The sequence below is a fragment of the Marinomonas sp. BSi20584 genome (genome assembly GCF_002792415.1).
Taxonomy (GTDB): domain Bacteria; phylum Pseudomonadota; class Gammaproteobacteria; order Pseudomonadales; family Marinomonadaceae; genus Marinomonas; species Marinomonas polaris.
In genome coordinates this window covers 93,097-119,351 of the sequence record NZ_KZ454871.1, presented here as the reverse complement: position 1 = coordinate 119,351, position 26,255 = coordinate 93,097, and the positions used below count along the sequence as shown (strand labels likewise).

General features: G+C 44.2%; 25 protein-coding genes and 1 pseudogene. 12 read left to right on the top strand and 14 right to left on the bottom strand.

Annotation, left to right across the window (positions count from 1 at the left end):
- Nucleotides 1–11: 11 nt before the first annotated feature.
- The 6 genes from TY87_RS04515 to TY87_RS04490 form a co-directional block, all read right to left on the bottom strand.
- On the bottom strand, nucleotides 12–1,736 hold the full coding sequence (locus TY87_RS04515) for an ABC transporter substrate-binding protein (RefSeq protein ID WP_100186145.1): 1,725 nt from the start codon (nucleotides 1,734–1,736) through the stop codon (nucleotides 12–14).
- Between the two features lie 104 nt (nucleotides 1,737–1,840).
- Nucleotides 1,841–2,113 carry a DUF2160 domain-containing protein gene (locus tag TY87_RS04510; RefSeq protein WP_072838434.1) on the bottom strand — a complete coding sequence of 91 codons (273 nt, stop codon included), beginning with the start codon at nucleotides 2,111–2,113 and terminating at the stop codon, nucleotides 1,841–1,843.
- 11 nt (nucleotides 2,114–2,124) lie between these two features.
- Entirely contained in the window at nucleotides 2,125–3,021 is an 897-nt protein-coding gene (locus TY87_RS04505) for a carbohydrate ABC transporter permease (protein WP_232617066.1), read from the bottom strand.
- Between the two features lie 9 nt (nucleotides 3,022–3,030).
- Nucleotides 3,031–3,900, bottom strand: coding sequence for a carbohydrate ABC transporter permease (locus tag TY87_RS04500; protein WP_072838433.1), 870 nt, complete (start codon nucleotides 3,898–3,900; stop codon nucleotides 3,031–3,033).
- Nucleotides 3,890–5,047 carry an ABC transporter ATP-binding protein gene (locus TY87_RS04495; protein WP_100186144.1) on the bottom strand — a complete coding sequence of 386 codons (1,158 nt, stop codon included), beginning with the start codon at nucleotides 5,045–5,047 and terminating at the stop codon, nucleotides 3,890–3,892. Before TY87_RS04495 ends, TY87_RS04500 begins: the two co-directional genes overlap by 11 nt.
- A gap of 2 nt (nucleotides 5,048–5,049) precedes the next feature.
- Nucleotides 5,050–6,138, bottom strand: coding sequence for an ABC transporter ATP-binding protein (locus TY87_RS04490; RefSeq protein WP_100186143.1), 1,089 nt, complete (start codon nucleotides 6,136–6,138; stop codon nucleotides 5,050–5,052).
- A 277-nt stretch (nucleotides 6,139–6,415) separates the two neighbouring features.
- Here TY87_RS04490 and TY87_RS04485 point away from each other — a divergent pair, with 277 nt between their 5' ends.
- The 4 genes from TY87_RS04485 (at nucleotide 6,416) to TY87_RS04470 (ending at nucleotide 11,406) form a co-directional block, all read left to right on the top strand.
- Nucleotides 6,416–8,467: a sigma-54-dependent Fis family transcriptional regulator gene (locus tag TY87_RS04485; protein ID WP_442919205.1), complete on the top strand. Its 2,052-nt coding sequence runs from the start codon at nucleotides 6,416–6,418 to the stop codon at nucleotides 8,465–8,467.
- Nucleotides 8,468–8,525: 58 nt separating this feature from the next.
- The gene (locus TY87_RS04480) at nucleotides 8,526–9,035 is read left to right on the top strand and encodes a DUF7482 domain-containing protein (protein ID WP_100186142.1); all 510 of its coding nucleotides are present in this window, start codon (nucleotides 8,526–8,528) and stop codon (nucleotides 9,033–9,035) included.
- A 271-nt stretch (nucleotides 9,036–9,306) separates the two neighbouring features.
- Nucleotides 9,307–10,281, top strand: a complete 975-nt coding sequence (locus TY87_RS04475; protein ID WP_100186141.1) for a DUF1852 domain-containing protein — start codon at nucleotides 9,307–9,309, stop codon at nucleotides 10,279–10,281.
- A gap of 57 nt (nucleotides 10,282–10,338) precedes the next feature.
- Nucleotides 10,339–11,406: a methionine synthase gene (locus tag TY87_RS04470; protein WP_100186140.1), complete on the top strand. Its 1,068-nt coding sequence runs from the start codon at nucleotides 10,339–10,341 to the stop codon at nucleotides 11,404–11,406.
- A 116-nt stretch (nucleotides 11,407–11,522) separates the two neighbouring features.
- On the opposite strand, the gene TY87_RS04465 is transcribed toward TY87_RS04470, so the two are convergent.
- Entirely contained in the window at nucleotides 11,523–12,449 is a 927-nt protein-coding gene (locus tag TY87_RS04465) for an AraC family transcriptional regulator (RefSeq protein ID WP_100186139.1), read from the bottom strand.
- Between the two features lie 95 nt (nucleotides 12,450–12,544).
- On the opposite strand from TY87_RS04465, the gene TY87_RS04460 reads away from it, so the two are divergent.
- Nucleotides 12,545–13,495, top strand: a complete 951-nt coding sequence (locus TY87_RS04460; protein ID WP_100186138.1) for an alpha/beta hydrolase family protein — start codon at nucleotides 12,545–12,547, stop codon at nucleotides 13,493–13,495.
- Nucleotides 13,496–13,640: 145 nt separating this feature from the next.
- Here TY87_RS04460 and TY87_RS04455 read toward each other — a convergent pair whose 3' ends face one another.
- A complete protein-coding gene (locus TY87_RS04455; protein WP_100186137.1) occupies nucleotides 13,641–14,690 on the bottom strand; it encodes a peptidase M42 in 1,050 nt (349 codons plus the stop codon).
- Between the two features lie 184 nt (nucleotides 14,691–14,874).
- Between TY87_RS04455 and TY87_RS22980 the strand changes: the two are divergent.
- Together TY87_RS22980 and TY87_RS22975 are read left to right on the top strand one after the other, a co-directional pair.
- A pseudogene (locus tag TY87_RS22980) lies at nucleotides 14,875–15,648 on the top strand (PAS domain-containing protein); the annotation flags it as partial.
- Between the two features lie 3 nt (nucleotides 15,649–15,651).
- Nucleotides 15,652–16,191, top strand: a complete 540-nt coding sequence (locus TY87_RS22975) for a methyl-accepting chemotaxis protein (protein ID WP_442919206.1) — start codon at nucleotides 15,652–15,654, stop codon at nucleotides 16,189–16,191.
- A gap of 86 nt (nucleotides 16,192–16,277) precedes the next feature.
- Here TY87_RS22975 and TY87_RS04445 read toward each other — a convergent pair whose 3' ends face one another.
- Entirely contained in the window at nucleotides 16,278–17,396 is a 1,119-nt protein-coding gene (locus TY87_RS04445) for a PA0069 family radical SAM protein (RefSeq protein WP_100186135.1), read from the bottom strand.
- A gap of 165 nt (nucleotides 17,397–17,561) precedes the next feature.
- On the opposite strand from TY87_RS04445, the gene TY87_RS04440 reads away from it, so the two are divergent.
- Nucleotides 17,562–18,323 (top strand): AraC family transcriptional regulator, encoded by a 762-nt coding sequence (locus tag TY87_RS04440; protein ID WP_100186134.1) that lies wholly within the window; start codon nucleotides 17,562–17,564, stop codon nucleotides 18,321–18,323.
- A gap of 23 nt (nucleotides 18,324–18,346) precedes the next feature.
- Here TY87_RS04440 and leuA read toward each other — a convergent pair whose 3' ends face one another.
- The 5 genes from leuA to pspF form a co-directional block, all read right to left on the bottom strand.
- The gene (gene leuA / locus TY87_RS04435; RefSeq protein ID WP_100186133.1) at nucleotides 18,347–20,023 is read right to left on the bottom strand and encodes a 2-isopropylmalate synthase; all 1,677 of its coding nucleotides are present in this window, start codon (nucleotides 20,021–20,023) and stop codon (nucleotides 18,347–18,349) included.
- A gap of 135 nt (nucleotides 20,024–20,158) precedes the next feature.
- Entirely contained in the window at nucleotides 20,159–21,217 is a 1,059-nt protein-coding gene (locus TY87_RS04430; protein WP_100186132.1) for a FecCD family ABC transporter permease, read from the bottom strand.
- Nucleotides 21,214–22,197 (bottom strand): ABC transporter substrate-binding protein, encoded by a 984-nt coding sequence (locus TY87_RS04425; protein WP_100186131.1) that lies wholly within the window; start codon nucleotides 22,195–22,197, stop codon nucleotides 21,214–21,216. Before TY87_RS04425 ends, TY87_RS04430 begins: the two co-directional genes overlap by 4 nt.
- 60 nt (nucleotides 22,198–22,257) lie before the next feature.
- Nucleotides 22,258–23,109 carry an ABC transporter ATP-binding protein gene (locus TY87_RS04420; protein WP_100186130.1) on the bottom strand — a complete coding sequence of 284 codons (852 nt, stop codon included), beginning with the start codon at nucleotides 23,107–23,109 and terminating at the stop codon, nucleotides 22,258–22,260.
- Nucleotides 23,110–23,343: 234 nt separating this feature from the next.
- A complete protein-coding gene (gene pspF, locus TY87_RS04415; RefSeq protein WP_100186129.1) occupies nucleotides 23,344–24,360 on the bottom strand; it encodes a phage shock protein operon transcriptional activator in 1,017 nt (338 codons plus the stop codon).
- A gap of 215 nt (nucleotides 24,361–24,575) precedes the next feature.
- Here pspF and pspA point away from each other — a divergent pair, with 215 nt between their 5' ends.
- The 4 genes from pspA to TY87_RS04395 are packed head-to-tail and all read left to right on the top strand — an operon-like array spanning nucleotide 24,576 to nucleotide 26,248.
- Nucleotides 24,576–25,247 carry a phage shock protein PspA gene (gene pspA, locus TY87_RS04410; protein WP_100186128.1) on the top strand — a complete coding sequence of 224 codons (672 nt, stop codon included), beginning with the start codon at nucleotides 24,576–24,578 and terminating at the stop codon, nucleotides 25,245–25,247.
- A 38-nt stretch (nucleotides 25,248–25,285) separates the two neighbouring features.
- Nucleotides 25,286–25,534, top strand: coding sequence for an envelope stress response membrane protein PspB (gene pspB, locus TY87_RS04405; protein WP_072838742.1), 249 nt, complete (start codon nucleotides 25,286–25,288; stop codon nucleotides 25,532–25,534).
- Between the two features lie 48 nt (nucleotides 25,535–25,582).
- The gene (gene pspC, locus TY87_RS04400) at nucleotides 25,583–26,032 is read left to right on the top strand and encodes an envelope stress response membrane protein PspC (protein ID WP_084122207.1); all 450 of its coding nucleotides are present in this window, start codon (nucleotides 25,583–25,585) and stop codon (nucleotides 26,030–26,032) included.
- Nucleotides 26,033–26,065: 33 nt separating this feature from the next.
- A complete protein-coding gene (locus TY87_RS04395) occupies nucleotides 26,066–26,248 on the top strand; it encodes a hypothetical protein (protein ID WP_072838743.1) in 183 nt (60 codons plus the stop codon).
- Nucleotides 26,249–26,255: the final 7 nt, after the last annotated feature.

The window sequence follows — 26,255 nt, the reverse complement described above, 5'->3', positions numbered from 1 at the left end:
GTAGAGTGATATTATTCCCAAGAACGAAGTAGATCGTCATAGGAAACCGTAACACCCTGTGGTTTTTCGTTCGCCAATTTTGGTTTTGGAGAACCTGGTTGAGCCAACCAGTAAGCTTCGTCACGCGGTTTGTTCATTTTTGGTCCACATAGAGGTTGTACGTTAGCACGCTCTAAACGTTCCATGACTTTGTCCTGTGCTTCTGCTAGACCGTTAAGGGCTTCTTGTGGAGTTGCTTCACCGCTTGCCGCTTGAGAAATGTACTGCCACCAAAGCTGAGCTAGCTTAGGATAATCAGGTACGTTAATCCCAGTTGGCGACCATTGTTTACGCGCTGGTCCTTTGTAGAATTCAACCAAACCGCCCAGTTTAGGTGCCGCAGCTGCCATTTCTGGAGAGTTAATGTCTGATTCACGAATAGGTGTTAGACCTACTAGTGTTTTCTTCAAAGAAACGGTTTTTGCTGTGGTGAACTGAGCGTACAACCAAGCCGCTAGACGACGGTCTTCTGGTGTTGAATTCATGAAAGTCCAAGCCCCAACGTCTTGATAACCTTTCTTCATACCTTCTTCCCAGTATGGCCCAACTGGAGAAGGCGCCATGCGCCATTTTGGCGTGCCGTCTTCATTCACAACAGGAAGACCTTTGCTCGTCATGTCAGCAGTAAACGCGGTGTACCAGAAAATTTGCTGAGCCACGCCACCTTGTGCTGGCACTGGGCCAGATTCAGAGAAAGTCATGCCTTGCGCTTCTGGTGGCGCGTACTTACGCAACCATTCTACGTATTTTGTCGTCGCATAAACCGCAGCAGGGCCGTTTGTTGCACCACCACGAGAGACGCTTGAACCAACAGGTGAACACGCATCTTTGATACGAATACCCCATTCGTCTACAGGCAAGCCGTTTGGAAGGCCTTTATCGCCAGCACCTGCCATAGAGAACCAAGCATCGGTGAAACGCCAGCCTAGTGATGGATCTTTTTTACCGTAATCCATGTGGCCGTATATACGTTCGCCGTCGATGGTTTTTACTTTATCGGTGAAGAACTCAGCGATGTCTTCGTAAGCAGACCAGTTAACTGGCACGCCTAGCTCATAACCATAGATAGATTTGAATTTGGCTTTTAGATCAGGACGAGCAAACCAGTCAGCACGGAACCAATAAAGGTTAGCAAACTGCTGCGTTGGCAGCTGGTAAAGTTTGCCATCTGGGCCTGTGGTGAAATCCAAACCGATGAAATCTGCAAGGTCTAGAGTTGGTGAAGTGTAATCTTTACCGTCGCCTTGCATCATGTCAGAGATTGGTACCACTTTGCCGTAGCGGAAATGGGTACCGATCAAGTCGGAATCGTTGACGTAAGCATCGTAGATGTTACGGCCAGACTGCATTTGCGTTTGCAGTTTTTCGACCACATCGCCTTCTTGGATCAAGTCATGGTTGACCTTGATGCCAGTGATTTCAGTGAAAGCTTTAGCCAACACTTGAGACTCGTATTTGTGAGTTGTTAAGGTTTCAGACGCTACATTGATCTCCATACCGCGGAATTTTTTAGCGGCTTCGGTGAACCAGTGCATTTCGTCAAGCTGTTGTTGCTTGGTTAGTGTAGAAACGGTGAATTCGGTATCTACCCATTTTTCTGCAGCGTCTGAGTATGCGTCAGCCCATAACGTGGCTGAATGCATCATGACAGCAAAGGGTAAGGCGGCGAGTGCAATTTTTTTCTTATTGTAGTGCATGTTTTACCTCAACTAAGTTTGGTTTTTCTTTTTGGATTTTTAGGTTTGGCTTCCATGCCTGTCGTACTAGATAGTCCATCAGTTCGTACTGAGAGAAACGCTGACTAGCCCCAACGCATCAGGATGATCATCCAAAATGCGCATAGGACGGTTGCCACCGCGATGTTCACATCCGTTAACGCAACGAATGCAAGGTGGATAAAAGCACTGCTAAGCAGGCCAATGAATAAGCGATCACCACGCGTGGTTGCCAGTGGCAAAAAGCCACGGCGTTCTACGCAAGGCGAGACCAGTTGCCATGTGGTCATGCCGACCAAGATCACAGCAATGCCGATAAAAAACAGGGCGGTAGGTAATGTCCAAGACATCCAAACCATAATAATTCTCCTTACACTCGACCAAGGGCAAAGCCCTTCGCCACATGGTTACGAACGAAGTAAATGACCAACATACCCGGCAGGATAGTGAGCACTCCTGCGGCTGCGAGTAGTCCCCAGTCCATCCCCGACGCCGAGACGGTTCGAGTCATAATGGCCGCGATAGGTTTTGCATCAACAGACGTTAACGTCCGTGCTAATAGCAACTCTACCCAAGAGAACATGAAGCAAAAGAAGGCTGTCACACCGATACCAGAGCGGATCAAGGGAATGAAGATACGCACGAAGAATTTCGGGAACGAATAGCCATCTATATAAGCCGTTTCGTCAATTTCACGAGGTACACCACTCATAAAACCTTCCAGTATCCACACGGCTAAAGGCACTGTGAAAATACAATGGGCTAGCGCTACGGCAATATGGGTATCGAATAAACCAACAGAAGAATACAGCTGAAAGAACGGCAGTAAGAATACGGCTGGTGGCGCCATACGGTTAGAGAGCAACCAAAAGAACATGTGCTTATCACCAATGAACTTATAGCGGCTAAACGCATAAGCAGCAGGCAAAGCAACCACTAAGCTGATGACCATGTTCATGGACACGTAAAATATCGAGTTTACGTAACCCATGTACCACGTTGGGTCGCCAAATATCTTGGCGTAGTTTGCTAAAGTGAAATCTTCAGGGAAGAAAGACAATCCGCTCAGAATTTCAGTATTGGTTTTAAATGACATGTTGATTAGCCAATAGATTGGCAGTAGTAACAGCACCAGATACAGCACCAAACCGAAGCGTCCACGTAGGTGGGCATTACGCGTCTTACGCTCAGCTTTGCTGTAAACCGGGGCTTGTTCTTTTTTACCTGTATTGCGTGTGCGTGTCATAGATGTATTTGATTGCGTCATGATCCGCTCCTACTTGTCTTTTTGCATGTTCATGATGGTGGTGTAGAACACCCAACACACGAGCAAGATGATTAAGAAGTACACCAGCGAGAACGCTGCAGCAGGACCAAGGTCAAACTGACCGATGGCTTGCTGTACCAAGGCTTGGCTCAAGAAGGTTGTGGAACTACCTGGACCGCCACCGGTGAGTACAAAAGGTTCGGTGTAAATCATGAAAGAATCCATAAAGCGCAATAACACACCAATAATCAGTACGTTAGTGAGTTTAGGCAGCTGGATGTATCGGAATACCGCCCAGCGTGACGCTTGGTCGATACGTGCTGCTTGATAATACACTTCAGGAATCGCCCGTAGACCGGAGTAGCACAACAAGGCAACCAAGGGAGTCCAATGCCAAACATCCATCAAGACAACCGTTAACCAAGCGTCGGTAGGATCAGAGGCATAGTTATAATCGACACCGATACTGCTCATAAAGGCACCGAATAAACCGATGTCGGCACGGCCAAAGATTTGCCAAATGGTGCCCACTACGTTCCATGGAATCAGCAAAGGAATAGCAACCAGAATCAAGGCCAAAGACGCGCCTCGGCCTTTGGTCGGCATCATCAAGGCAACACAAATCCCCAGTGGTACTTCAATGATGATAATCGTGAAAGAATAGATAAATTGACGCAGCAAGGCTTCTTGCAAGCGGCTGTCTAGCATCACTTGCTTGAACCATTCTGTGCCGACAAAGTAGCGTGTATAAGGATCAAAAATATCCTGTACCGAATAGTTCACTACCGTCATTAAAGGAATGATGGCAGAGAAGGCAACGATGAGGAAAACAGGCATAACAAGGAACCACGCCTTGTTATTTTCGACTTTAGTTTGCATGGTCGGTCTCCTTATTCTTATCTACTGTGTCCGTTTGATCGTCTACGTCAACGAGATAGTCGTCCACATAGACCTTGGTCCATTGTTCCGGAAAGCTCACATAGATTTGCCCAGATGGGACTTTTTGATCTTCACTTAGACGGGCTTTCATTATTTGTCCATGGAATAAGAAAGACAGAATCTTGTAAGTACCAAGGTCTTCTACGTAATCCACTTCGACAGAAAAAGCGTCGTTGTTTTTGCCATCCCAAACATGAACAAACTCTGGGCGAATGCCTAAAGTAACCTTGCTCGCTCCCATAACTTTTAAGCGCGCTAACATGGCATCACTGATGGCGATTTCATGTTCACCAAACATCAGCGATTCTTTTTGATCGTCTTTGGCCTTCAGTTCCGCTTCAAAGAAATTCATACCCGGACTACCGATAAAGTAGCCAACAAAAGTGTGGGCTGGTTTTTCGAATAATTCTCGTGGCGTACCGAATTGGACGATTTTTCCGTTGTACATCACGGCGATTTTATCGGCAAAAGTAGACGCTTCTAATTGATCGTGCGTCACATACACCATGGTGATGTTGAACTGCTCATGGATCTGTTTGAGCTTACGACGCAATTTCCATTTCAACTGAGGGTCGATAACGGTGAGTGGTTCATCAAACAAAATCGCAGATACATCGTCACGAACCAAGCCGCGGCCCATGGAGACTTTTTGTTTCTGATCCGCTGACAAACCCTTGGCTTTGCGTTTTAGCTGGTCAGACAATTCAAGAATCTCGGCGACTTCGTATACTTTCGATTTCACCTTGTATTCAGGCACGCCGATGTTTCGTAACGGAAAGGCCAAGTTATCAAACACCGTCATAGTGTCGTACACCACAGGGAACTGGAAAACCTGAGCGATATTGCGTTCTTCTGGCTTTAATTCGTTCACGCGTTTGCCGTCGAATAAGACTTCCCCATGGGAAGGCTCAAGCAAACCAGAAATAATATTCAGTAGTGTGGATTTTCCACAGCCAGATGGACCAAGTAGCGCAAAGGCGCCACCTTGCTCCCAAACATGAGACATTTCGCGGATGGCGTAGTCTTCTGGCTTGGTTGGGTTGTCTGTATAAGTATGCGCTAAGGCATTTAGAGTAATAGAAGCCATGATTATTGATCCCTCATTCGTGCAGGGGAATGCACCATCTTGCCTTGAGCGTCAAAGGCGTAAAGTTTGTGCGTTGGAAAGTAGACCTTAATTTCTTGATCCACTTGGTAGGCATGAACTCCTGATAAATGTAGTACCAAATCAAAATGCGGATTGTGAACATGCAGAAAGGTTTCTGAGCCACTTATTTCAGCTAAGTCCACTCGCACTGGCAGCTCTAAATCATCGTCAGAGTGCGGCACTAAACCAATGTGAGAGGCGCGCACACCGAACTGATATTCACCAGGAGTAAGGCGACGCAAATCGCTGTTTAAACGAAAATGTACAGTGTCGTCAAAGGTGACTTCTTCTTCACTGACGCGACCGGGAACCACGTTGATTGGCGGTTCTGAGAACATCTCTGCGGTAATAATGTCTTTTGGCTGATGGTAAACCTCGGCGGTTGGTCCCATTTGCAATAAACGACCTTCGTTTAATACCGCCGTGTTGCCGCCCAAAGCCAAGGCTTCGTTCGGTTCTGTTGTTGCGTAAATAGCGATGCAATTACGTGCTTTGAACAAGGCGCGCAATTCTTGGCGCAGCTCTTCACGTAACTTGTAATCGAGGTTAACCAATGGTTCATCGAACAGGATGATTTGTGAGTCTTTAACCAGGGCTCTTGCCATCGCAGTACGTTGTTGCTGACCACCAGAAAGTTGTAGCGGAAGACGATCAAGATAAGGATCGATGCGCAACATTTCAGCGGTTTCACGTACACGGCGGTCGACTTCTTTTTCATCCATCTTTGCTAAGCGAAGCGGCGATGCGATGTTTTCGTAAACCGTGAGGTTGGGGTAATTGATGAACTGTTGGTACACCATGGAAATGTTGCGTTCGCGAACAGGAACACCTGTTACGTCCACACCATTCATGAGGATTTTCCCTTTAGTTGGTCGATCAAGACCGGCCATGAGGCGCATAAGCGTGGTTTTACCGGACAGTGTGCGCCCAAGCAAAACGTTGAAAGAGCCGGGTTCGAGAGACAAATTTACATCGTCGATCCACGTCTCGCCTTCAACAACGCGCGATATATTCTGCAGCGTCAGAGACATTGTAAGTACCTTTTTTGTTGTTATTGTTTTCTAGTGCAAACGCTTCTTGGTCTTCTGCAAGGCTCAAAAATGAATGCACAGTAATCTTGTCTGTATACGGTAAGTACTTACAAAAGCCATGCCAAAAAAATTTTTATACTCTCGGTCAGATTTAACTTATTGAAAAACATGATTTTTATATGACTTTTTGGTTGCTTTAGGTGATTTTCGCTTTCGAAAAAGGACTGTTCACGAGTGTTCAAAGTGTTTACAGTCTCGCAATCACAATGAACATTTCATGCACACTTTGGGTGTTTTACCTGATGTGTTGGAGTTGGAAATGCAAGACGAAGAAAAACAAAAACAAGAAAAAAACGCTGCCGCAACAGCAGAAATAAATTCCGCTTCAGAAACGAATATGGTGCAGACTCACAAAGAGCGAATCCAAGCGTCTTGGTATCGTTGCGAGCAATTTGGCTTGGATCACAGCAGTAGTCCAGATTTTGCGACTTTGCCAAAAGGCACCTTGAGTGACTTGATCGATCAGCATCGTAGCTTGCTGGAGACCACCGAAAACGAAGTGCTGCCGTATTACGAAAATATTCTCAGCAATTCGGCTTGCATGATTGTGTTAGCGGATCGCCAAGGACACGTGCTGAACACATGGGGACAACCGCGTTTTGGTAGTGCTTCACAGCATGGTTTGGTGGGTGGGAACCAGTGGACAGAAATGGGCGTCGGCACCAATGCGATTGGTACTGCGCTGATTACTGGTGAAGCGATTCAAGTCGGCCGGGATGAGCATTTCTTACGTGCCAATCGCTTCATGGTGGGTTCCGCTTCGCCTATCTACAACACCAAAAACGATTTGGTCGGTGTCTTAGACATTTCTTCAGACGCGTATCTTCCGCAGGATCATACCTTTGGCATGGTCAAACTCATGTCCTTGAGTGTGGAAAATCGCCTGATATTTGCCGCCTTTCAGCAAGAGCATTTCATTCTCAGTTTTAATACCAACGTGGTCAGTTTAGACAGTCATTGGTCAGGTATTTTGGTGCTAGATGAAAACGGCACTATTGTGTCGGCAAATCGTCGTGCGGAAGTGGTGCTCGCGCAGGACTTAGCTTTGCTCAACATCAACCAAATATTTGATATCGAAATGCGGGAGATCAAACATCATCCCTATAGTTTGCCGATGAAATTGATCGCTATGGGACGTTATCAGTTCTATGTCAAAGTGATTCCTCCCGTACAGCAGATTATGCGCATACCTGACTTTCGTCAGCGTGCTGATTATGTTGCTCCTCCACAGCCAGAAGCCATTGTTATGAATGAAAAAAATCCGCCATTTGGAAAGGTAAAAAAGCAAGAAATACCGTTATCGACAGCGATTCCAGACAACGTCATTCCAATGGCTGAATTGCAACATGGCGACGACCGAGTAGAGCGTTTAGTGCGCCAAGCTCATAAGATTATGGAAAAAGACATTCCTATCTTGATTCATGGCGAAACGGGCGCTGGTAAAGAGATCTTCGTACGCAGTCTGCATTATCACAGCTCCCGTGCCAAAGAGATGTTAGTGGCGGTAAATTGCGCGGCTATTCCCGCTGAACTGGTTGAGTCTGAACTTTTTGGTTATGAAAAAGGCGCATTTACTGGCGCACAAAATCGAGGCTCCATTGGCTTGATTCGTCGTGCTCATCACGGCACTTTGTTTCTGGATGAAATAGGTGAAATGCCGATGGCAGTTCAGTCGCGTTTGCTGCGTGTATTACAAGAAAGAGTAGTGACACCTCTGGGTTCAACAGAAGCTTTTCCGGTCGATATTAAACTGATTTCTGCCACCAATCGAATCTTAAAAGAGGAAGTGAAAGAAGGGCGTTTTCGTCAAGATTTGTACTATCGTATTTCTGGTCTGAACATAGAATTGCCAGCTCTGCGAGAGCGAACCGACAAAGCGGAATTGATTAAATATCTCCATGAACGTTTACGAAAAGAAGAGCCTGGTCCTGCCTTGTCGCAACCTATGCTGGATTTACTAGTGACTCATCCTTGGCCGGGAAATATGCGCCAACTGGTTCATGTACTTAAAGTTGGTATGGCCATGGCGGATGAAGAAGTATTGGAAGAATGGCATTTGCCTGATGATTTCTTTGATGATCTCGATGCGATGGTGCCAACGGACGATTCCGTGCAACTAAGCTCAACTAGCGAGCAAGATGAACCACTGGAAAAGCTGATTCCTCGATTATTAAACGAGTTCAAAGGCAATGTATCGCAAACTGCGAAAACGGCTGGCGTTAGCCGAAATACGGTGTATAAATACGCTAAACTAAATGAAGAAAATTGAGCCTGCTCGTTTGCTGGCATTAATACATCATTTACCATTTTGAAGGGTGTTTATATTCATGATCTTGAAAGGCGTCATAACCATAGTGTTTGCGTGTCTAGTGTCTGCATGTAGTACGGTGTCTCAGCAGGCTACGATAAGTTTACCTTTGTTGCACGGTTGGCATGAAGGCAAAGAAGTACTTTATATAACGACAGATGTGTCTGATCAGGCTGTAGCAAAAGCAAAAAATGCCAATTATGCGCCTCGGCTGCGTGACGCTGTTCCTCATTATCCGAAACCACCGCAAGTCAAAACAGTGCTAGAGCGTGTGTATGCTTTTCCGAATCAAGAGCAAGCGTGGAGCGTATTTGCTTCCGTTCCAGAGCCATTAGGCTATAAAAGCCAAGATACTCATTACTCACCGCTTTGGTTGATGTACGTCGTAGCATGGAAAGACCCAAGCAAGGCAACAGAGCTGAGGTCTGAAGAAGCGATTCTAACAGCGGAAGATCAGGGTTTGGTTACCATCGAACGAACCGATATCGTGCTCAATTGTCCGGTTATTCCATTCTCTCTTGTTGATTAGTGTCCGATAAAGTAGCGCTCTACCTGGGGCGCTCTTACCTCCTATTACCCATCCTATTTTTGAGTGAAACTATTCAATCAAGAGTCGTATCTATTCTTCATTATGAATAAAATTCAACAAATTAAAATTCAATTCATTTTTGTTCATGATTATGATTGCGTATAACTGTACTCACATAGTAACTAGGCTGATCGCCGCCAATCGAAAACTGGCAAGTGAAAACAAGGAATAAATCCCTATTTCACTTCAGAAAATAGGATACCAGATCACCATGAACAACAACTTTACCTTTACCATTAAGAGCATTTGTCTCGATGAAAACTATCGCCCATCTGACAATACCCGTATCACAACGAACTTTGCGAATTTGGCTAGGGGAGAGAGACGACAAGAGAATTTACGCGACGCATTAAGGATGATTAACAATCGTTTTAATGCCTTGGCGCATTGGGATAACGCAAAGGGAGATCGTTATTCTGTTGAACTTGAAATCGTTTCGGTCGATGTCGATATTGAAGGAAAGGGCCAGTCCTTCCCGACCATTGAAATCCTGAAGACGAATATTCTTGATCACCACACTGAGCAGCGTATCGAGGGAATTGTAGGAAACAACTTCTCTTCCTATGTGCGTGATTATGACTTCAGCGTATTACTACCAAACCATAACAAAAACCAAACGCAATTTAGTATTCCTGACAACTTTGGCGATCTACATGGAAAGCTCTTTAAAAGTTTTGTGAAGTCAGACAGCTTTAAAGAAAAGTTTACCAAGCCGCCAGTTATCTGTCTGAGTGTTTCAGACAACAAAATTTACCAGCGAACAGGAAATCAGCATCCAGTATTGGGGGTTGAATATCAGCCAAATAGCACTTCTTTGACCGAGCAATATTTTCAGAAGATGGGCTTACAGGTTCGATACTTTATGCCTGCAAACAGCGCTGCGCCGTTGGCTTTTTATTTTGTGGGTGATTTGCTTAATGATTACACCAATCTTGAGCTTATTGGCACCATCAGTACGATGGAAACCTTCCAGAAAATCTACCGTCCAGAAATTTATAATGCCAACGCGGTTGCTGGAAAGAGCTATCAGCCTAATTTAAAGAACCTTGATCATTCATTAACGCAAATAGTTTATGACCGTGAAGAACGCAGTCAATTAGCCAGTGAACAAGGCAAATTTGCTGAACAGCACTTTATAAAACCCTACCAAAAGGTACTTGAGCAGTGGTCTGCTAATTACGCATAAACGCGATCATTGATGGTTATTTTCCAACATTATATTTAATAGACGGCATCTTTTATTATGAAAACAGTTATTGAAAAAACAGGTACTAAAAACACACTACTACCCACTTCAACGGCTGGCAGTTTGCCTAAACCCACATGGCTTGCAGAACCTGAGACACTTTGGTCACCTTGGAAACTGGAAGGCGATGAATTAATTGACGGTAAACATGATGCGCTGCGTATTTCACTACAAGAGCAACAGCAAGCGGGTATTGATATTGTCAGTGATGGTGAACAAACTCGCCAACACTTCGTTACCACATTTATTGAACACCTCAGCGGCGTTGATTTTGAGAACCGTCAGACGGTAAGAATTCGTGATCGTTATGACGCGAGTGTGCCAACGGTCGTCGGTCCTGTTGCTCGCATAAAGCCTGTTTTTGTTGAGGATGCTAGGTTTTTGCGTCAGCAAACCAAGCAACCGATTAAATGGGCACTTCCAGGCCCAATGACCATGATTGATACGCTTTATGATGATCATTATAAAAGCCGCGAAAAACTCGCGTGGGAATTTGCCAAAATTCTCAACCAAGAAGCCAAAGAGTTAGAAGCGGCTGGTGTGGATATCATCCAATTTGATGAGCCAGCATTTAATGTGTTTTTTGATGAGGTCAATGATTGGGGAATTGCGACGTTAGAAAGAGCCATTGAAGGCCTTAAATGCGAAACCGCAGTACATATTTGTTACGGATACGGCATCAAAGCCAATACCGATTGGAAAAAGACGCTTGGGTCTGAATGGCGACAATATGAAGAAGCTTTTCCTAAGCTGCAAAAATCCAATATCGATATTATTTCACTGGAGTGTCATAACTCTCATGTGCCAATGGAATTACTCGAGCTGATTCGCGGTAAAAAAGTTATGGTCGGTGCAATTGACGTGGCAAACCATGCTATTGAGACACCGGAAGAAGTGGCCAATACCCTACGAAAAGCCCTGCAGTTTGTCGATGCAGACAAGCTCTACCCTTGTACTAACTGCGGTATGGCTCCGCTGCCTCGCGCGGTGGCGAGAGGCAAGCTACAAGCATTGAACGCTGGCGCAGACATAATTCGAAAAGAGTTGGCTTTGTCGTCGAATTAATGGGCCTCAAGCGTAAAACAATCCCGTTTCAAATTTATGTTTTGAAACGGGATTTTTTTGGCTTTCTGAATTTGCTAATTTAGGTAGGCGTGCAGCTAAAGCTAGTTTTGCTCTGTTTAAACTTCCTGTAACTTTCTCTCAACAAGACCGTCTTCAACTAAAAATTTTGACGGAGCTTGTCCTGTATGTTTGCTAAAAGCAGAGCTAAACGCACTGGCAGATTGGTAACCTATCCTTTCTGCAATGGTGGCCATAGTAAAGGTTTGGCGTCTTAAGAGGTCTTTCGCAATCGCCATACGCCATGCAATAACATATTCCATTGGTGTATAACCCACGGCTTTACTAAAGCGCTGAAAAAAGCTGGAACGAGACAATGAGGCTTCTTTGGCTAATTGATCAATCGTCCATGCCTTACTCACATCTTGATGGATTTTTCGAATTGCTATTGCAAGTCGCTCATCGGCTAAACCGACTAACAAACCAGGAACTTCTGGTGTGTCCATCTTCGTTCTAAAAGCTTCAATCAGCAGAATCTCTAATAATCTAGCCAATACAGAATCACGGCCGGGGCGTTGCGCCAAAGATTCCTCAATAACAAGCTCGACCAGCGTGGTGAGCCTTTTCGCTTCGCGGAGGTGAACAAGTTTCGGAAGAAGCGATACTAGTATTTTTGAATCAGGCGCCTCAAATTGACAATGGCCAATAAGTAAATGCGCATTCAACTCTTGCTCTGCTTCACCTACAAAATAGGTGCTAGCAGCCGTTTTAATGGGCACAGTATCGGCTTCGTCCAGTGCTGGAGCATGGCTGCTAGCTACCGTAAAAGCATGAGCTTCTGGAACAAGGACAAAATCGCCAGCGGTTAGATAAATCGGTTCATCGCCTTTTAATGTGAACTCGCAATTTCCCTCTAGCACGACACAATAGAAAGGATTACCGATTTCTTCGCGTCTAATACGCCACATGCCTGCGGCGTGGACTACCTTAGAAAAAGCGGCTTTTGGCTGCAATAGAGTCACAATACTCGAAAGAGGATCTATCATTTAAACACTATTGGTAATGTAATGTGGATTTTTCATTATATATTGTACATTCGCCTTTAGGTAGAGTTAGCACCTCAATTGCTTAAGGAGCTTTTATGAATAATCTCGTTACCGAATCTAAGAATATCCCAGAGTCTAATCGACAACTTACCCTGTCTATTAGCCCAATTACCCTAACGGTAGAAGGCCGTGAAACACCACTTGAACTTCGTATTACCCTGCCAGTAAGTGGCGATAATATTCCAATTATCTTACTTTCTCATGGTCATGGGCCATCGTCGTACCTGCCTTCTAAAGATGGTTACGCCCCGTTGGTAAACTATTACGCTGAGCAAGGATTTGCCGTTATTCAACCTACCCATGCAAGCTCAAGAGTGGGTGGTCTCGATAATACTCACCCAGATGCGCCACTTTTTCTCAATGAAAGAGTGATTGAAATGAAAACCATTTTGGACAATTTGGCGCAAATTGAGCGCGATATAGTCAGTCTTTCTGGCCGATTAGATAAGGAACGCATTGCGATCGTGGGGCATTCTGCAGGGGCGATGACAGCGGCTATGTTAATGGGCATGACGCTACCACATATACGCAGCGTATTCGATCAGCGTATCAAAGCCGGAGTCCTATTAGCGGCAGTGGGCAAAGGGGGAGATGATTTAATTGAATCAGCAAGAGAAAGGTTCCCTGAAATTAATCCAAATTATTCATCAATGACCACAAAAAACTTAGTGGTGTATGGTGATCAAGATCTTAGCACCCACTTCACAACCCGAGATGCAGACTGGCATGCGGATCCGTACTATATTGCGCCGGGTAGCGATTTTTTGTTGTCATTAATTGGAGGAAAACATGGGTTAGGTGGCATTGCTGGTTATGATGCAAAAGAAACCGATGACGAAGATCCTGATCGTCTCGCCATTACCCAAAAAATGACATCAGCGTATTTAAAATCTGCTTTATATGAGGGTGACAATGCATGGGAACAAGCTTGTGAAGCTCTGCAAGCTTTTGCCAGTAAACACGCTTATGTAGAAAGTAAAGACTGAGCACTTTGAAATTTAAAGATGTTTAAGGCTCCGTTAGCCTAAAAACTAGTTTTGAGTCAGATAAAAATCCCGTTTGATTTTATATTTCGAAACGGGATTTTTGTGTGTTGCAAATAGTACCAATCAGTAAATGGTACGAAGTGAATTAAATGTTCGACACCACTTTTAGCATATCTAGAAACGCATCCACCGATTCCACCGCTGCCGATTCGTGCATGGTGTGGTAGCCTATGGTTGGAATTTGAATTGTGGTGCCATCTACCAAGCCATTTGATGCGGCGATAATGCGACCAAGTTCAGTACTACCTAGCGAGCTTGGCGGCAATCCTTGCTCAGCACGTTTCGCGTTTTCGTTTTCCACGTAACGGTTTTTATACAAATAACTGATGTTGTTTTTTACGCACAGTTCTTCAAGAAGTTGTGTACTGTCTTTATTGAACGTGGCGTTGGCGTCTTTTTCCCTAAGTACCAGAAGCTGTTCATTGGCGGCATCGACATTTGGAAAAGGGCTGGTATCAACCACAAACAAGCGGTTAGTTGAGCCACCAAAGCGACGGAACCACTCAAGCAAATAGCGCCAGCTTTTTCCTGCTTCTTCTTGGGCAGTAAAAAAGGCCGTACCTTTAAAACCATGATCAAAAAGATGCACCAAGGCCGCCGCTGAAATCACGTTATCAAGCTGGCCTTCTAAGCGATTGTCAACGATGTGTAATTGGTCTTTAAACGCAATGGGTGTACCAGCAACCACACCTTCTAACCCTTCGGTTTCGAAAATTAAGTTGTTACGGAATTCACAAACGTAAGAGCTTTTTATTGTGCCTTTACCACGGTAAACCCCAGACCAAGGCTCGTAGGCGTAGATCTCTTCATGGTTGAAACGCTCTGTGACCTTGGTCATCAACTCTTCAGAAACCGAGTTGTTTAATAAATCGGTGCGGTTTGCTGATACAAACGCTGCGTATTGGAATTCATTCGGGCCCGTACACACCAAGCCGTGACGATCTATATGCGCCGAAAACATGGTGCTAAACGGATCACTGCCTTGGGCAACTAACAAACCTTCGTACCAAGTGACTTTTGCCCCTCGCTCTTCCAGTTCGCGTTGTAACACGCGGAAAAATGAATGCTCTGCGCCAACCACACTGGGCGCGCGAATAAGCAGTTTGAGCAGATCGATAAAGTCATCACTAGGCATGCAAATAGGTTCCAAAAAAGGGGTAAGTCGAAGCTTGTTTATAAACTGAATCGGCTGATTTACATAATGTTTTTGTGTAAATAGTGCTAAGTCGTTTTCTTAAAACAAAAATAATGTCGTGTTCGTGTAAAACATCCGCTACTCTTTAATAAAAATTGAATTGAGATACTTAAGGAAGAAGTAAATGTTATTTGGTAACAATAAATTATTGACCCGAATTACTGAATTGGAAAAAGAACTTGTTTCCTTTCAAGAGACTCAAGCCGATCTTAGACAGGAAATGCTGTATTTCGCTATGACATCAGACGGAAAAATAGTCGATGCAAACTCGCTTTTCATAAAGTCCTGTGGTTTCGAAAAAGCTGAATTAACAGGTAAAAATATTCAAGATTTCATTCTTGGCAAGTCTTTAGACAAAGACCATTGTCAAAAAATGTTGGCTGCTATTAGTGGGAAGAAGCACTGGCATGGCGCTTTACAGCTAGAGACCAAGAAAGGTCAAGAAGCATGGTATAGGTCGATTATTCAACCGAAAAAACAAGTTGAAGATGGGCGCGTGCTGTTGGAAGTTTACTCGGCTGAGCTTACGCGAACGATTTCTCAGTCTAAAGAAGTTGAAGACATGTTAGCTGCATTGAACCGCTCGTCTGCAGTGATCGAATTTAGTCTAGATGGCATCATCTTAAATGCTAACGACAACTTCCTTAAAAGTATGGGGTATTCAAAAAGCCAAATTATTGGTAAACATCACAAAATGTTTTGTGATTCGAAAGAAGTTGAGTCTTCAAAATATCAGGATTTTTGGCGTCAACTTAGGTCGGGTAAATTTGTTTCTGAACGTTTCAAACGTTTTGATAGCCATGGAAATGCGGTGTGGTTGGAAGCTTCTTATAACCCTGTTCATGATGACAGCGGAAAATTGTACAAAGTCATCAAGCTAGCAACGGTGATCACCGAGCAAATGGAGAGGGAGTTTGCGATTTCTGAGACTTCCAAAATTGCCTATGATATTTCAAAGAAAACAGATGAAAATACGTTGAAAGGGATGAGTGTTTTAGAATCTACTATTCAGACCATGGATGAACTTTCAGTGCAAATGAGTAGTGCTAGCAAAGGAATAATCGAGCTCAATACTCAGTCATTAAAAGTGGCTGCTTTGGTAGAAAGTATCCGCGGTATTGCAGATCAGACCAACTTGCTTGCTCTGAACGCTGCAATAGAAGCGGCGCGAGCAGGCGAGCAAGGCCGAGGCTTCGCTGTAGTGGCTGATGAAGTTAGACAACTTGCTTCTAGAACAAGCTCGGCCACCGAAGAAATTATCAAGGTGGTTGGGGAAAATAAAAACCTCACCGAAAAAGCTGTATCTCTTATTGAAGAAAGCATGGATAAAGCTCATAAGGCATTAGACCTTTCTACCGAAGCAGGTAATGTGATGAATGATATTCAGATCGGTGCAAGACAAGTCGTTGATGCGGTGGGCCAATTTAACAACAAACTATAGTTGTTCTTGAAACAAAGACTCGACATTCAAATTCCCTAAGAGTTTTGCTCTTAGGGAATTTTGCGTTAAGCAGACTGCTTAAGTTACTAAAACAACGCCATCTGATCGCCTTCCTTTGGTGGAACGGCAAAATGGCGGCAATCGAGATAGCTCAGTCTGTTGTCATCCAATCCATATTTGCGTCGCGCTACGTGAAAGCGTTGGTTAATCAAATCTGCAAAGATGCCTTCCCCAGTCATGCGTTTGCCAAATTGGCTGTTGTAGAGCTTGCCACCGCGCATATCCATAATGCGCTGCAAAACATGCTCAGCTCGATCTGGATAATGCTGGTGGAGCCAATCCGAAAACAAAGGCGCAACCTCGTGAGGCAAACGCAACATTATGTAGTTAATGGATTGCGCGCCAACCTCAGAGCAAGCAGCGACGATTTCTTCTAGCTCGTTATCGTTGATAAAAGGAATCACCGGTGCAACCAAAACCGATACAGGAATCCCAGCATCGCGTAAGGTTTTAATGACTTGTAAACGTGTTTTTCCAGACGCTGTTCTGGGTTCCAAAATACGCTTTAAATCGTTATTGAGCGTCGTCACACTGATCGCTACATGAATCAGTTTTTTCTCTGCCATTTGCGTGAGCAAATCTATATCTCTGAGTATCAAAGTGCTTTTGGTTATTAGCGAGATTGGCTGATGATGCGCCAAGGCGATTGCCAATAATTGACGAGTGATCTTGAGCTGTTTTTCAATCGGCTGATAAGCATCGGTATTAATACCTAATGCAATGGGTTCACAACGATACTTTGGGTGCGCCAGTTCTTCTTCAAACAAAAATGCCGCATTGGTTTTGGCAACCAGCTTGGTCTCAAAATCCAACCCTGGCGACAAATCTAAATACGCATGAGTAGGGCGAGCAAAGCAATATACACAGCCATGCTCGCAGCCTTTATAAGGATTCACCGACAGGCGAAAAGGAATATCAGGAGACGAATTGCGACTAATAATGCTTTTGGCGCGTTCATGACGAACCTCAGTCTTAGGCGAAGAGGTTTCCAATAAGGCAATGGCTTCGTCGTTTTCATCTACTTCAACCAGCGTAATAGCAAAGCGCCCCGCCATATTATTGGCTATGCCGCGCCCCTTGATAGGATTATTGAAAGGAGATTTTTCGCCTTTTTGATCGCTGTTATTGATAAAAGAAGTAGACATAAAAACACCTAGAAAGCTGTACATATAACCAGTATTTTGGTCGTTAGATTTCAATAAAGCAAGCTTGTTATTGTAGGTTTTTAAGTTTGCTCGTGTAGTGTGTTGAGATCTGCTTATTGATAGGTACACTCAATTGAACGATCGATGTGTTTCTAGGAGAGCTGCGTGTTGTTTCAAAACAATCATTTGCCAAATAGTGTTGTGGCTTACGCACAAGATTATGAACATGGTAAATTTGAGCCTTATCATGCTCATAACTGCGCACAGCTGATTCACACGTTAAGCGGTGTGATACGTGTGGAGACTCGTTTTGGTAGTTGGGTGATTCCTCCAAATCGGGGAATGTGGATTCCTGCAGGAATTGAACACAGCCTCCATATGACAGGATTGGTAAAAGTTAGAACGCTGTTTATTGATCCTCTTGCTCGGGCCGATTTGCCCCATGATTGCTCTGTCATTGACGTATCCATGCTGTTAAAGGCACTTATTGTTGAAGCGTTAGAGCTTCCTAACGAAATTGTTTTAGGAGGTCGTGATGAGCGAATTATTGAATTGATTTTGGACGAATTACGTCGTTTATCGAGCGTGTCTTTCTATGTGCCATTGCCAACCTCCGACTCTTTGGTTTCTTTGTGTGAGCATGTCAGTCAGCGTATTGCTCATGATTGGACAAATGCCGATGGTGCTCATATTTTGGGCATAAGCGAGCGTTCTGTTACTCGAAAGTTCCAGCAAGAAATGTCGCTAACATTTGCAGAATGGCTGCGGCGGAAGCGTTTACTTTTGGCTCTGGAGTATCTTGCCAGCGGAAAAAGCGTCTTAGATACCGCGATTCTGATTGGTTACGATAGTCCTAGTGCTTTTAGTGCAATGTTTAAAAGTCGAGTCGGCGTATCACCGACTGACTATTTACTGCAATCTCAATAGACGTAATGAAAGTTACCGTCTCGCTAAGCTTCTTTGTATAAAGGATGGCAAGCGTTGATTAGTGCTTGTAGCGAGGCCTTGGTCGAATCTTCATCAATGGCAACGCCAAAACTTGGTGTAACCTGATCGGACTCAATTTGAACATAGCTCACCGCTTTGCTTTTCGTCTGTTGTCCTAAGGTGTGTTCATGAAAGTCACTGATGTTTATCTGCCAGTTAAAACGCTTTCTTAGCGCATCAAGCATGGCGGACAACAATCCTTTACCTTCGCCAGTCAGTTGCCATGTTTTTTCCTGGTAGCGTAAGGTAGCGCGAATTTCCTGTAATCCGTTTGAGCTATGGCTGCGATAAGTCATTAATGTCATTTGGCCTTTGTCATCTGGGTTCAGCCTGTAGGATTCTCTGAATAAACGCCAAACATCGGCTAGAGGCATTTCGTGACCAGTTTGATCCGTATGATTTTTGACTTTTTTGCTAAAGTCTATTTGTAGTTTGCGTGGTAAAAACAGTCCATGATTTTCCTGTAATAACCAAGCAGCACCGCTTTTGCCAGATTGGCTATTTACTCGAATGACTTCTTCATAAGAGCAGCCAATATCTTTCGGGTCTAATGGTAAATAAGGGATTTGCCAAACAGTCGATGAGGTTAATTTTTGTGCGGCAAAGCCTTTTTTGATCGCATCTTGGTGTGAACCTGAAAACGCCGTAAAAGCCAATGAGCCAGCATAAGGATGCCGAGGATGAACGGGAAGTTCATTGCATTCTTCGACCAACTCCACTGTGCGTCGTATGTCTGAAAAATCCAAATTAGGATGAACGCCTTGGCTATAAAGATTCATCGCCAAGGTGACGAGGTCGACATTGCCGGTTCGTTCTCCATTACCAAATAAACAGCCTTCAACTCTCTTTGCACCAGCGAGTATCGCCATTTCTGCTGTGGCAACGCCTGTGCCTCTGTCGTTGTGAGGGTGCACGCTGATGGTAATGTGTTCTAGAGAAGAAAAAGACGTCATGAAATATTCAATTTGATCCGCAAACACATTGGGCGTGTTTACTTCTACCGTAGTTGGTAGGTTCAAAATCATCGGGCGTTCTTGGCTTGGCTGCCATGTTTTTTTCACTACTTCGCACACTTCTAAGGCAAAGTCAGGTTCGGTAAAACAAAAGGTTTCTGGCGAATATTGAAGAGTCCACTGAGTATCTGGATTTTGCTCGCACAATTGGCGAATGTGTTTAACGCCTTGCACGGCTAATTCAAGCGTCGCTGTTTTGTCTTGGCAAAAGACGACTTCACGAAATACGGGTGCTGTGGCGTTGTAAATATGCACTATGGCTTTTTTTACGCCAAAGAGAGACTGTATTGTGCGTTCAATTAAATCCACACGAGATTGCGTCATTACTTGAATCGTCACGTCGTCAGGGATGTGGCCGCCTTCGATAAGCAAGCGAACAAAATCAAAATCCGTTTGTGACGCAGCAGGAAAGGCAACTTCAATTTCTTTAAAACCACATTCAATTAAATGCTTAAAGAAAGCCATTTTCTTCGCGTGATCCATCGGATTAGCAAGCGCTTGATTGCCGTCGCGTAAGTCTGTTGAGCACCAACGAGGCGGAGCCTTCAACTGCTTTGAAGGCCAAGTGCGGGCAGGAAAATCGATAATTTGAGCTGGGCGATATTTTATAGAAGGCTGGGTTAGCATGATGTTTTCTCTTTAGCATTAGAAATTGAATCCTTATGCTAAAGAGAAGTTTTTTGTCTGTCTGAGCTGTAATTGACAACTATCGTCGCTAAATGGACAGAGCCATCTACAAAAAAGCAATCCACAAAAAGCAGCTTACAAAGAGACGTTACGCTTTTGTCGCATCAGAAAGACAAAGGCGATGCCGCCGACAAGGCCAGTAAGAATGCCAATTGGCATGTCTTCGGGTGGCATGATGATTCTGGAGGCAATATCTGCCGCGACGAGAAATAAAGCGCCAAATAGCGCTGACAAAGGCAAGACTTTGCGATAATCGCCGCCAACCAACAAACGTACGATATGTGGCACCATTAAGCCGACAAAGCCGATGACACCGGAAAAGGCGACGGCTGCGCCAGTAAGTAGCGCGCAGACAACAATCACAATCAGGCGGAATCGTTCGACAGGAACGCCTAAGGTGCTGGCGCTTTCATCGCCAAGAGTCATGGCATTAAGGTAACGAGCGTTGTAAATCAAATAGCCGGAACCTAGTAATAGTGTTACTAGTGGGAACCAAAGTTGTCCCCATTGAGCAAGCCCCAAACCGCCGAGCATCCAGAATATCACCGTATGAGACGAGCGATGATCGCCCATAAATATGAACAGGTTCCCTAAAGCTGTCAGTACAAATGCCACTGCCACGCCCGCTAGAATTAAACGTCCTGCGCTGTGTGCCGAAGAAAAATTCGCTACCGCCAAGACTAGGAACATCGCCAACAAAGCGCCGATAAAGGCAAATACTGGAACGGTAACCACACCCAACACCATACCTGTATGCAGCAAGGCGATAATCGCCCCTAACGCCGCGCCAGAAGACACGCCTAATAAATGTGGATCGGCCAAGGGGTTGCGAGTAACGGATTGCAATGCTGCGCCAACAACCGCCAAAGCTGCACCGACCATGGCTGCCAGTAGCGTTCTTGGTAGGCGCACAGACCAGATGATGTTTTCGCGTCCCATCGACCAGTTAGGCTGCATATTGGTAATCGATAATTTATGACCGATTACGCTCCACACAGTCGACTGGCTAATCGACACAGAGCCGACACCAATCGCCACGCCCATTAATAACAGCAGCAAGATGCTCAACATAATTAACAGTGCAGGTAAGGGAACACGTCCCATGATGGTGAGCTTTTTGATGTCTGCTTTCATGACGCGGTTCTAAAAGCCTCAGCTAGGCGTTTGATCGCATTGATATTACGCGGACCCGGAGTAGCCTCGACGTATTCCAATACTACGAAATGGTTGTTTTTCACTGCTGGAATATTTTGAAAGGCAGGGTTGCTGCGCAAGAAGTTGATCTTCTGCTCTGCGGTAACGTCACCATAATTAACGATAATAATAAACTCTGGTGCTCGGTCAATAACGGCTTCCCAACCAATTTGAGTCCAGCTTTTCTGCACATCATCGACGATGTTTTTACCGCCAGCAGCTTCGATCAGCGCTGTTGGCATGCCGAAGCGACCAGAGGTGAAGGGTTGTTCTTCACCGGAATCGTAAACAAAGACTTTTGGAGCGGTTTTTAATAGCGCTAGATTAGCTTGGAAATTAGCGAGATCTTCTTGATAGCCTTTTACCAAGCGTTGGGCTTGTTCTTCTTTGCCAAAAATTCGGCCTAAGTTGAGCAAGTCTACGTACAGGTCATCCATGGAAACTTTTGCTTTGTCCATGATGTGAATGCAGCTTTCGGTTAACTCGTAAACCTTGATGCCGAGTGGTGCCAAGGTATCAGGGGTAACGCCGCCACCGACGCGCATGCCGTAGTTCCAGCCTGCAAAGTAAAAGTCCGCATCTGCACCTAAAAGCACTTCTTTGCTAGGATATTTTGGTGACAATTCTTTTAATTCGCCGATGCCATTGCGCAGCGTTGGATCAAGGGTTTTCCAGCCTGAAACACCAGTAAATCCAGCCATGTGATCCTGCAAGCCAAGTGCTAACATCATTTCGGTTAAGTTCACATCGTTTGAGACAGCGGCTTTTGGTGCGTGATCGAAGGTCACTTGTCGGTCGCAGCTTTGTACCGTCACAGGATAGCCAGATGCGCTGGCTAAACCTGTGTGTAAAATGCCAAATAATGCGCCGCTGATAAGTAATGAAGTTCGCTTGATGGTTGTTTTGACGTTCGCTGTCATGTGTTTATCCTGTTAATCATTCCGTTAATCATTCCGTTAATCATTCCGTTAATCATTCCGTTAATCATTAATAAAAAAAGAAAATCTGGGTCTTTGCGTGATTGGATGCTCATCAATGATGGTTTCCACATCAAATACTTGTTTTATGCGTTGTTTGGTAAACACATGGCTAGGTGGCGCGCAGGCTTGCATTTCACCTTTCAGCATTACTAAAACTCGGTCGGCATACGCTGAAGCAAGTGCTAAATCATGTAAGGACACGATCAGCGTACAAGGCAATTTTGATAATAAGGCAAGTACATCGAGCTGGTGGCGAATGTCTAGATGATTGGTTGGCTCGTCTAGAATCAATATGTCGGGGCGTTGTGCCAAGGCTCTGGCTATCATAACCCGCTGGCGTTCACCGCCGGACAAAGAATCAAAAGATCGTTCTGCTAAATGCGCCACATCAAGCAAAGCCAATGTGCTTTCAATAATGTGGGTGTCTTCTTCGGAGCGTCCCCAGACTAGAGACTTTGGTGTCAGGCCGATTTCCACCATTTCGAAAACGCTTAGACCAAATTCGCCGCCTGTGTCTTGTAAAACCGTCGCGATACGTTGTGCACATTGGCGAGGTGACAACGACCATAGATCTTTGCCATCGAGCAAGACAGTGCCGTTGCTCGGTTTATTGGTGCGATAAAGACAGCGTAATAGACTGGTTTTTCCTGAACCATTTGGTCCGACAATCGCAAGAAACTCACCTGGCTGGATATTCACCGTGATTGGTTTGAGTAACGCCTTGTCTCGATAAGGAGACCAAGCGACGTCCTTCAGCTGCATGCCAGCGGGCTGGCAGCCAGAAAAAAACGCGTAAGAAGCATCGTCTTTTTGCTTGTCATTTGGAGAGGTTGAAGGTGTTGCACTAATCAAGGCTAGTCAGGTTCCGTTGAATATTTGTTACATAATAACATTTTATATTATAAATACAGTAAATCCTTCTTGTTGCGGAGGATAAATAGCAACAAAAAGTTACTCATATTAGAAAGCACAGACTATACGGAAGGGCGTTTAGCTCAACAAGGTTTGTTGGCTGGTGAATTTTCATCTTCACATGTGTGAATTGAATACAGTGAAACAAGAGGGTTTGCTCAAATAACTAAGAGGCTATTTTAGCTTTTTGAGCAAACCTCTAAATTGATCATAAGTGAGTCCCAGTGATTGAGCTGCGAGTCGTTGGTTGTGTTGATTTTCATTAAGAGCTTGCTGAATTAAGTGTTGTTGCAGCTGAAAGGTCTGCTCTTTCAAGCTCAAAGACGAATTAAGGGAAAAGCCAGACGCTTTTGAATCTATTGTATTTGCCTGTGCCTGTGCGGCTTGTTTATTGATGAGATTGTCGCTTGCTTCTTCATTTGCACAAGTAAAAGGATTGATTACGATTTTCTCAACGGGATCGGCTTGGAAGCCGCAGCGATAAACCGAGCGTTCAATAACATTTTTTAATTCTCGGATGTTGCCTGGCCAATCATAATTTTTTAATGACGTTAGGGCTTTAGGGCTAAATCCTTGAAAATATTCCCAGCCCAGTTCAGTGCTAAGTTTCATGGCAAAGAAATTAGCTAATTCTTCTATGTCTTCTTTTCTATCTCGTAATGGAGGAACTTGAATGACGTCAAACGTAAGACGGTCGAGTAGGTCTGCACGAAATTCGCCTTGTTCGCTCAGGGTCGGTAAATTTGCGTTTGTTGCCGCGACAATTCGAACGTCAACTCGTTGAGTTTTAGCGCTGCCGAGGCGTTCGAACTCACCATATTCAATTAATCGTAACAGCTTTTCTTGTACTCGTAATGACATGGTGCCAAGTTCGTCGAGGAATAAGGTACCGCCGTCTGCACGTTCGAAGCGACCTTGATATCCTTTGGTGGCGCCAGTAAAAGCCCCTGCTTCATGACCAAACAATTCGCTTTCCATCAAGCTATCACTAATGGCTGCGCAGTTGATGCTAATAAAAGGCTGATCCCAACGAGGGGATAAATAATGCAATCGTTCTGCGATGAGTTCTTTGCCGCTGCCTCGTTCACCACAGATCAAGATAGGTCGATTAATTTCTGCCAGAATCGATGCATGATCAAGTGCATCAGCCAGTGCTTGAGAGCTACCAATGACTCTTTGGTTATTTTTCATAAGATTATCGATTGTTCTTAATGTGGTTGGTTTAATTTGCCAAATTAATATGGTTAAAAATACTAAATAATAGTGATTTTAGCCATTAAAAATTAATCCAATAGTACTATGAAAAAATAAATTCATAATAATCATAGAGTTACTGATTTTGGCATGAATGCTGTAATAGCAAGAGAAGAAGCTCATCAATTGCATATGAAACAGGAGATAAAACCATGGGTATTTTTTCAAGAATGACGGACATTATTAATAGCAACTTAACCTCGTTGCTGGATAAAGCCGAAGACCCAAAAAAAATGATTCGAATGATGATTCAAGAGATGGAAGAAACATTAGTCGAAGTACGCTCTAGCTCTGCTCGCGTGATTGCTGATCGTAAAACCACAGGGCGCCGTTTGGAGCGTATGCGCAGTGAAGCAGCAGAGTGGGAAAGCAAAGCCATGCTGGCAATCAATAAAGGGCGTGAAGACCTAGCTCGAGCAGCCCTTTCAGAAAAGCAGAAAATAGAAAAAGAAATAGCAGCCATTGATAAAGAATTGTCTGCTTTGGATGAACACCTTGAGCATTTGAATGAAGAAGTAGGACAGTTACAAATTAAATTGAATGATGCCAAAGCCAAGCAAAAAGCCATGTTGTTACGTCAATCCAGCGTAGAAAGCCGTATGCGTGTGAAGCGCCAGAATCATAAAGAAGCATTAGACGATGCTTTTGAGAAATTTGAACGTTTTGAGCGTCGTGTTGATAGTTTAGAAGGCCAACTTGAATCTATGGATATCGGTATGCAACCAAAAGCAGACTTGAAATCACAAATTGACGCTCTGGCGGAAGATGACGATATCAATGATGAGTTGGCTCGTTTGAAAGAGAAAATGACTAAGACCAACTAAGCTGAATTTGTATCAGTTTATAAAAAAGGAATTGCGCTATGAGTATGGCTGTATTTTTGTTTGTTCCCACCATCATTTTTATGTCGGTAGTGGCGCCTATTTGGTTGCTATTGCATTACCGAAGTAAGAACCGTGCGGTAAAGGGATTGGATGAAGGTGATAAGCGGGAGTTAGAGTCTCTATTAATGCAGGCTGATAAATTGACCGATCGCGTACAAGCATTAGAAAAAATTTTAGATGTGGAAAGCCCAGATTGGCGTAGTCGAGATAATGATGAGTACCGATAATCTTCGGATAGTTGAGTGATAGAAGATTAGCCAGTTAAGAGGAATAAAATGATGAACGATAAAATAAAAGAAAGTATCAAATCCAAAAAGTCTCATGGGTGGGATTTGAACCTATATCGTAATAAGAAAAAAGGTTACTTGGGTGGAGTATGTGCTGGCTTAGCAGATCATTTTGATGTCGATGCATGGGTCGTGCGGCTTTTCACCTTTGGTGGCTTTTTATTTCTTGGTAGCTTTGTAGTGATTGCTTATATCGCGCTTTGGTGGTTTTTGGATGTTCGCCCAAAAGGAGAAGATGGCTACGAATACGAATATGATGAGCGTCAACAAAGTTATCGGCCAAAGAAAATGTTCAAGTACGCTGATAGTGCGAACTCAAGGTTACGTCGCGCTAAAGAAAAATTGGATAACGTAACGAGACGAGTGACAGAGATGGAACGTCATGTCACGTCTAAAAAATTTGATCTAGACCGTGAATTCTCAAAAATTAGGGACTAATCTTTAATCTGTGCAAATAAGGAGGGTTGGTAAATGCAGATAAAAACTTCTTTTTTCCTCTTATTGTTGGGAAACACCTGCCTATATCTAGATGCCGCATTCGCTTTTGTTTTGGCTGTGACGATGGATTGCCTACTGGTTTTGTTATTGAATATTCCTGTTGCTGTTATTTTATACGGCCTAGGACGTTTACTATCAAAACGGTTTTATATTTAAAATAAAA

What these genes read in the sequence shown, in the direction of transcription:
- TY87_RS04490 (WP_100186143.1), bottom strand. Translation starts at nt 6,138, where the DNA reads ATGTCTCTGACGCTGCAGAATATATCGCGCGTTGTTGAAGGCGAGACG.
- TY87_RS04500 (WP_072838433.1), bottom strand. Translation starts at nt 3,900, where the DNA reads ATGCAAACTAAAGTCGAAAATAACAAGGCGTGGTTCCTTGTTATGCCT.
- TY87_RS04460 (WP_100186138.1), top strand. Translation starts at nt 12,545, where the DNA reads ATGAATAATCTCGTTACCGAATCTAAGAATATCCCAGAGTCTAATCGA.
- TY87_RS04470 (WP_100186140.1), top strand. Translation starts at nt 10,339, where the DNA reads ATGAAAACAGTTATTGAAAAAACAGGTACTAAAAACACACTACTACCC.
- TY87_RS04455 (WP_100186137.1), bottom strand. Translation starts at nt 14,690, where the DNA reads ATGCCTAGTGATGACTTTATCGATCTGCTCAAACTGCTTATTCGCGCG.
- TY87_RS04445 (WP_100186135.1), bottom strand. Translation starts at nt 17,396, where the DNA reads ATGTCTACTTCTTTTATCAATAACAGCGATCAAAAAGGCGAAAAATCT.
- leuA (WP_100186133.1), bottom strand. Translation starts at nt 20,023, where the DNA reads ATGCTAACCCAGCCTTCTATAAAATATCGCCCAGCTCAAATTATCGAT.
- TY87_RS04430 (WP_100186132.1), bottom strand. Translation starts at nt 21,217, where the DNA reads ATGAAAGCAGACATCAAAAAGCTCACCATCATGGGACGTGTTCCCTTA.
- TY87_RS04480 (WP_100186142.1), top strand. Translation starts at nt 8,526, where the DNA reads ATGATCTTGAAAGGCGTCATAACCATAGTGTTTGCGTGTCTAGTGTCT.
- TY87_RS04505 (WP_232617066.1), bottom strand. Translation starts at nt 3,021, where the DNA reads ATGACGCAATCAAATACATCTATGACACGCACACGCAATACAGGTAAA.
- TY87_RS04395 (WP_072838743.1), top strand. Translation starts at nt 26,066, where the DNA reads ATGCAGATAAAAACTTCTTTTTTCCTCTTATTGTTGGGAAACACCTGC.
- TY87_RS04475 (WP_100186141.1), top strand. Translation starts at nt 9,307, where the DNA reads ATGAACAACAACTTTACCTTTACCATTAAGAGCATTTGTCTCGATGAA.
- TY87_RS22975 (WP_442919206.1), top strand. Translation starts at nt 15,652, where the DNA reads ATGGAGAGGGAGTTTGCGATTTCTGAGACTTCCAAAATTGCCTATGAT.
- TY87_RS04495 (WP_100186144.1), bottom strand. Translation starts at nt 5,047, where the DNA reads ATGGCTTCTATTACTCTAAATGCCTTAGCGCATACTTATACAGACAAC.
- TY87_RS04425 (WP_100186131.1), bottom strand. Translation starts at nt 22,197, where the DNA reads ATGACAGCGAACGTCAAAACAACCATCAAGCGAACTTCATTACTTATC.
- TY87_RS04515 (WP_100186145.1), bottom strand. Translation starts at nt 1,736, where the DNA reads ATGCACTACAATAAGAAAAAAATTGCACTCGCCGCCTTACCCTTTGCT.
- TY87_RS04510 (WP_072838434.1), bottom strand. Translation starts at nt 2,113, where the DNA reads ATGGTTTGGATGTCTTGGACATTACCTACCGCCCTGTTTTTTATCGGC.
- TY87_RS04465 (WP_100186139.1), bottom strand. Translation starts at nt 12,449, where the DNA reads ATGATAGATCCTCTTTCGAGTATTGTGACTCTATTGCAGCCAAAAGCC.
- pspF (WP_100186129.1), bottom strand. Translation starts at nt 24,360, where the DNA reads ATGAAAAATAACCAAAGAGTCATTGGTAGCTCTCAAGCACTGGCTGAT.
- pspC (WP_084122207.1), top strand. Translation starts at nt 25,583, where the DNA reads ATGATGAACGATAAAATAAAAGAAAGTATCAAATCCAAAAAGTCTCAT.
- pspA (WP_100186128.1), top strand. Translation starts at nt 24,576, where the DNA reads ATGGGTATTTTTTCAAGAATGACGGACATTATTAATAGCAACTTAACC.
- pspB (WP_072838742.1), top strand. Translation starts at nt 25,286, where the DNA reads ATGAGTATGGCTGTATTTTTGTTTGTTCCCACCATCATTTTTATGTCG.
- TY87_RS04485 (WP_442919205.1), top strand. Translation starts at nt 6,416, where the DNA reads ATGCACACTTTGGGTGTTTTACCTGATGTGTTGGAGTTGGAAATGCAA.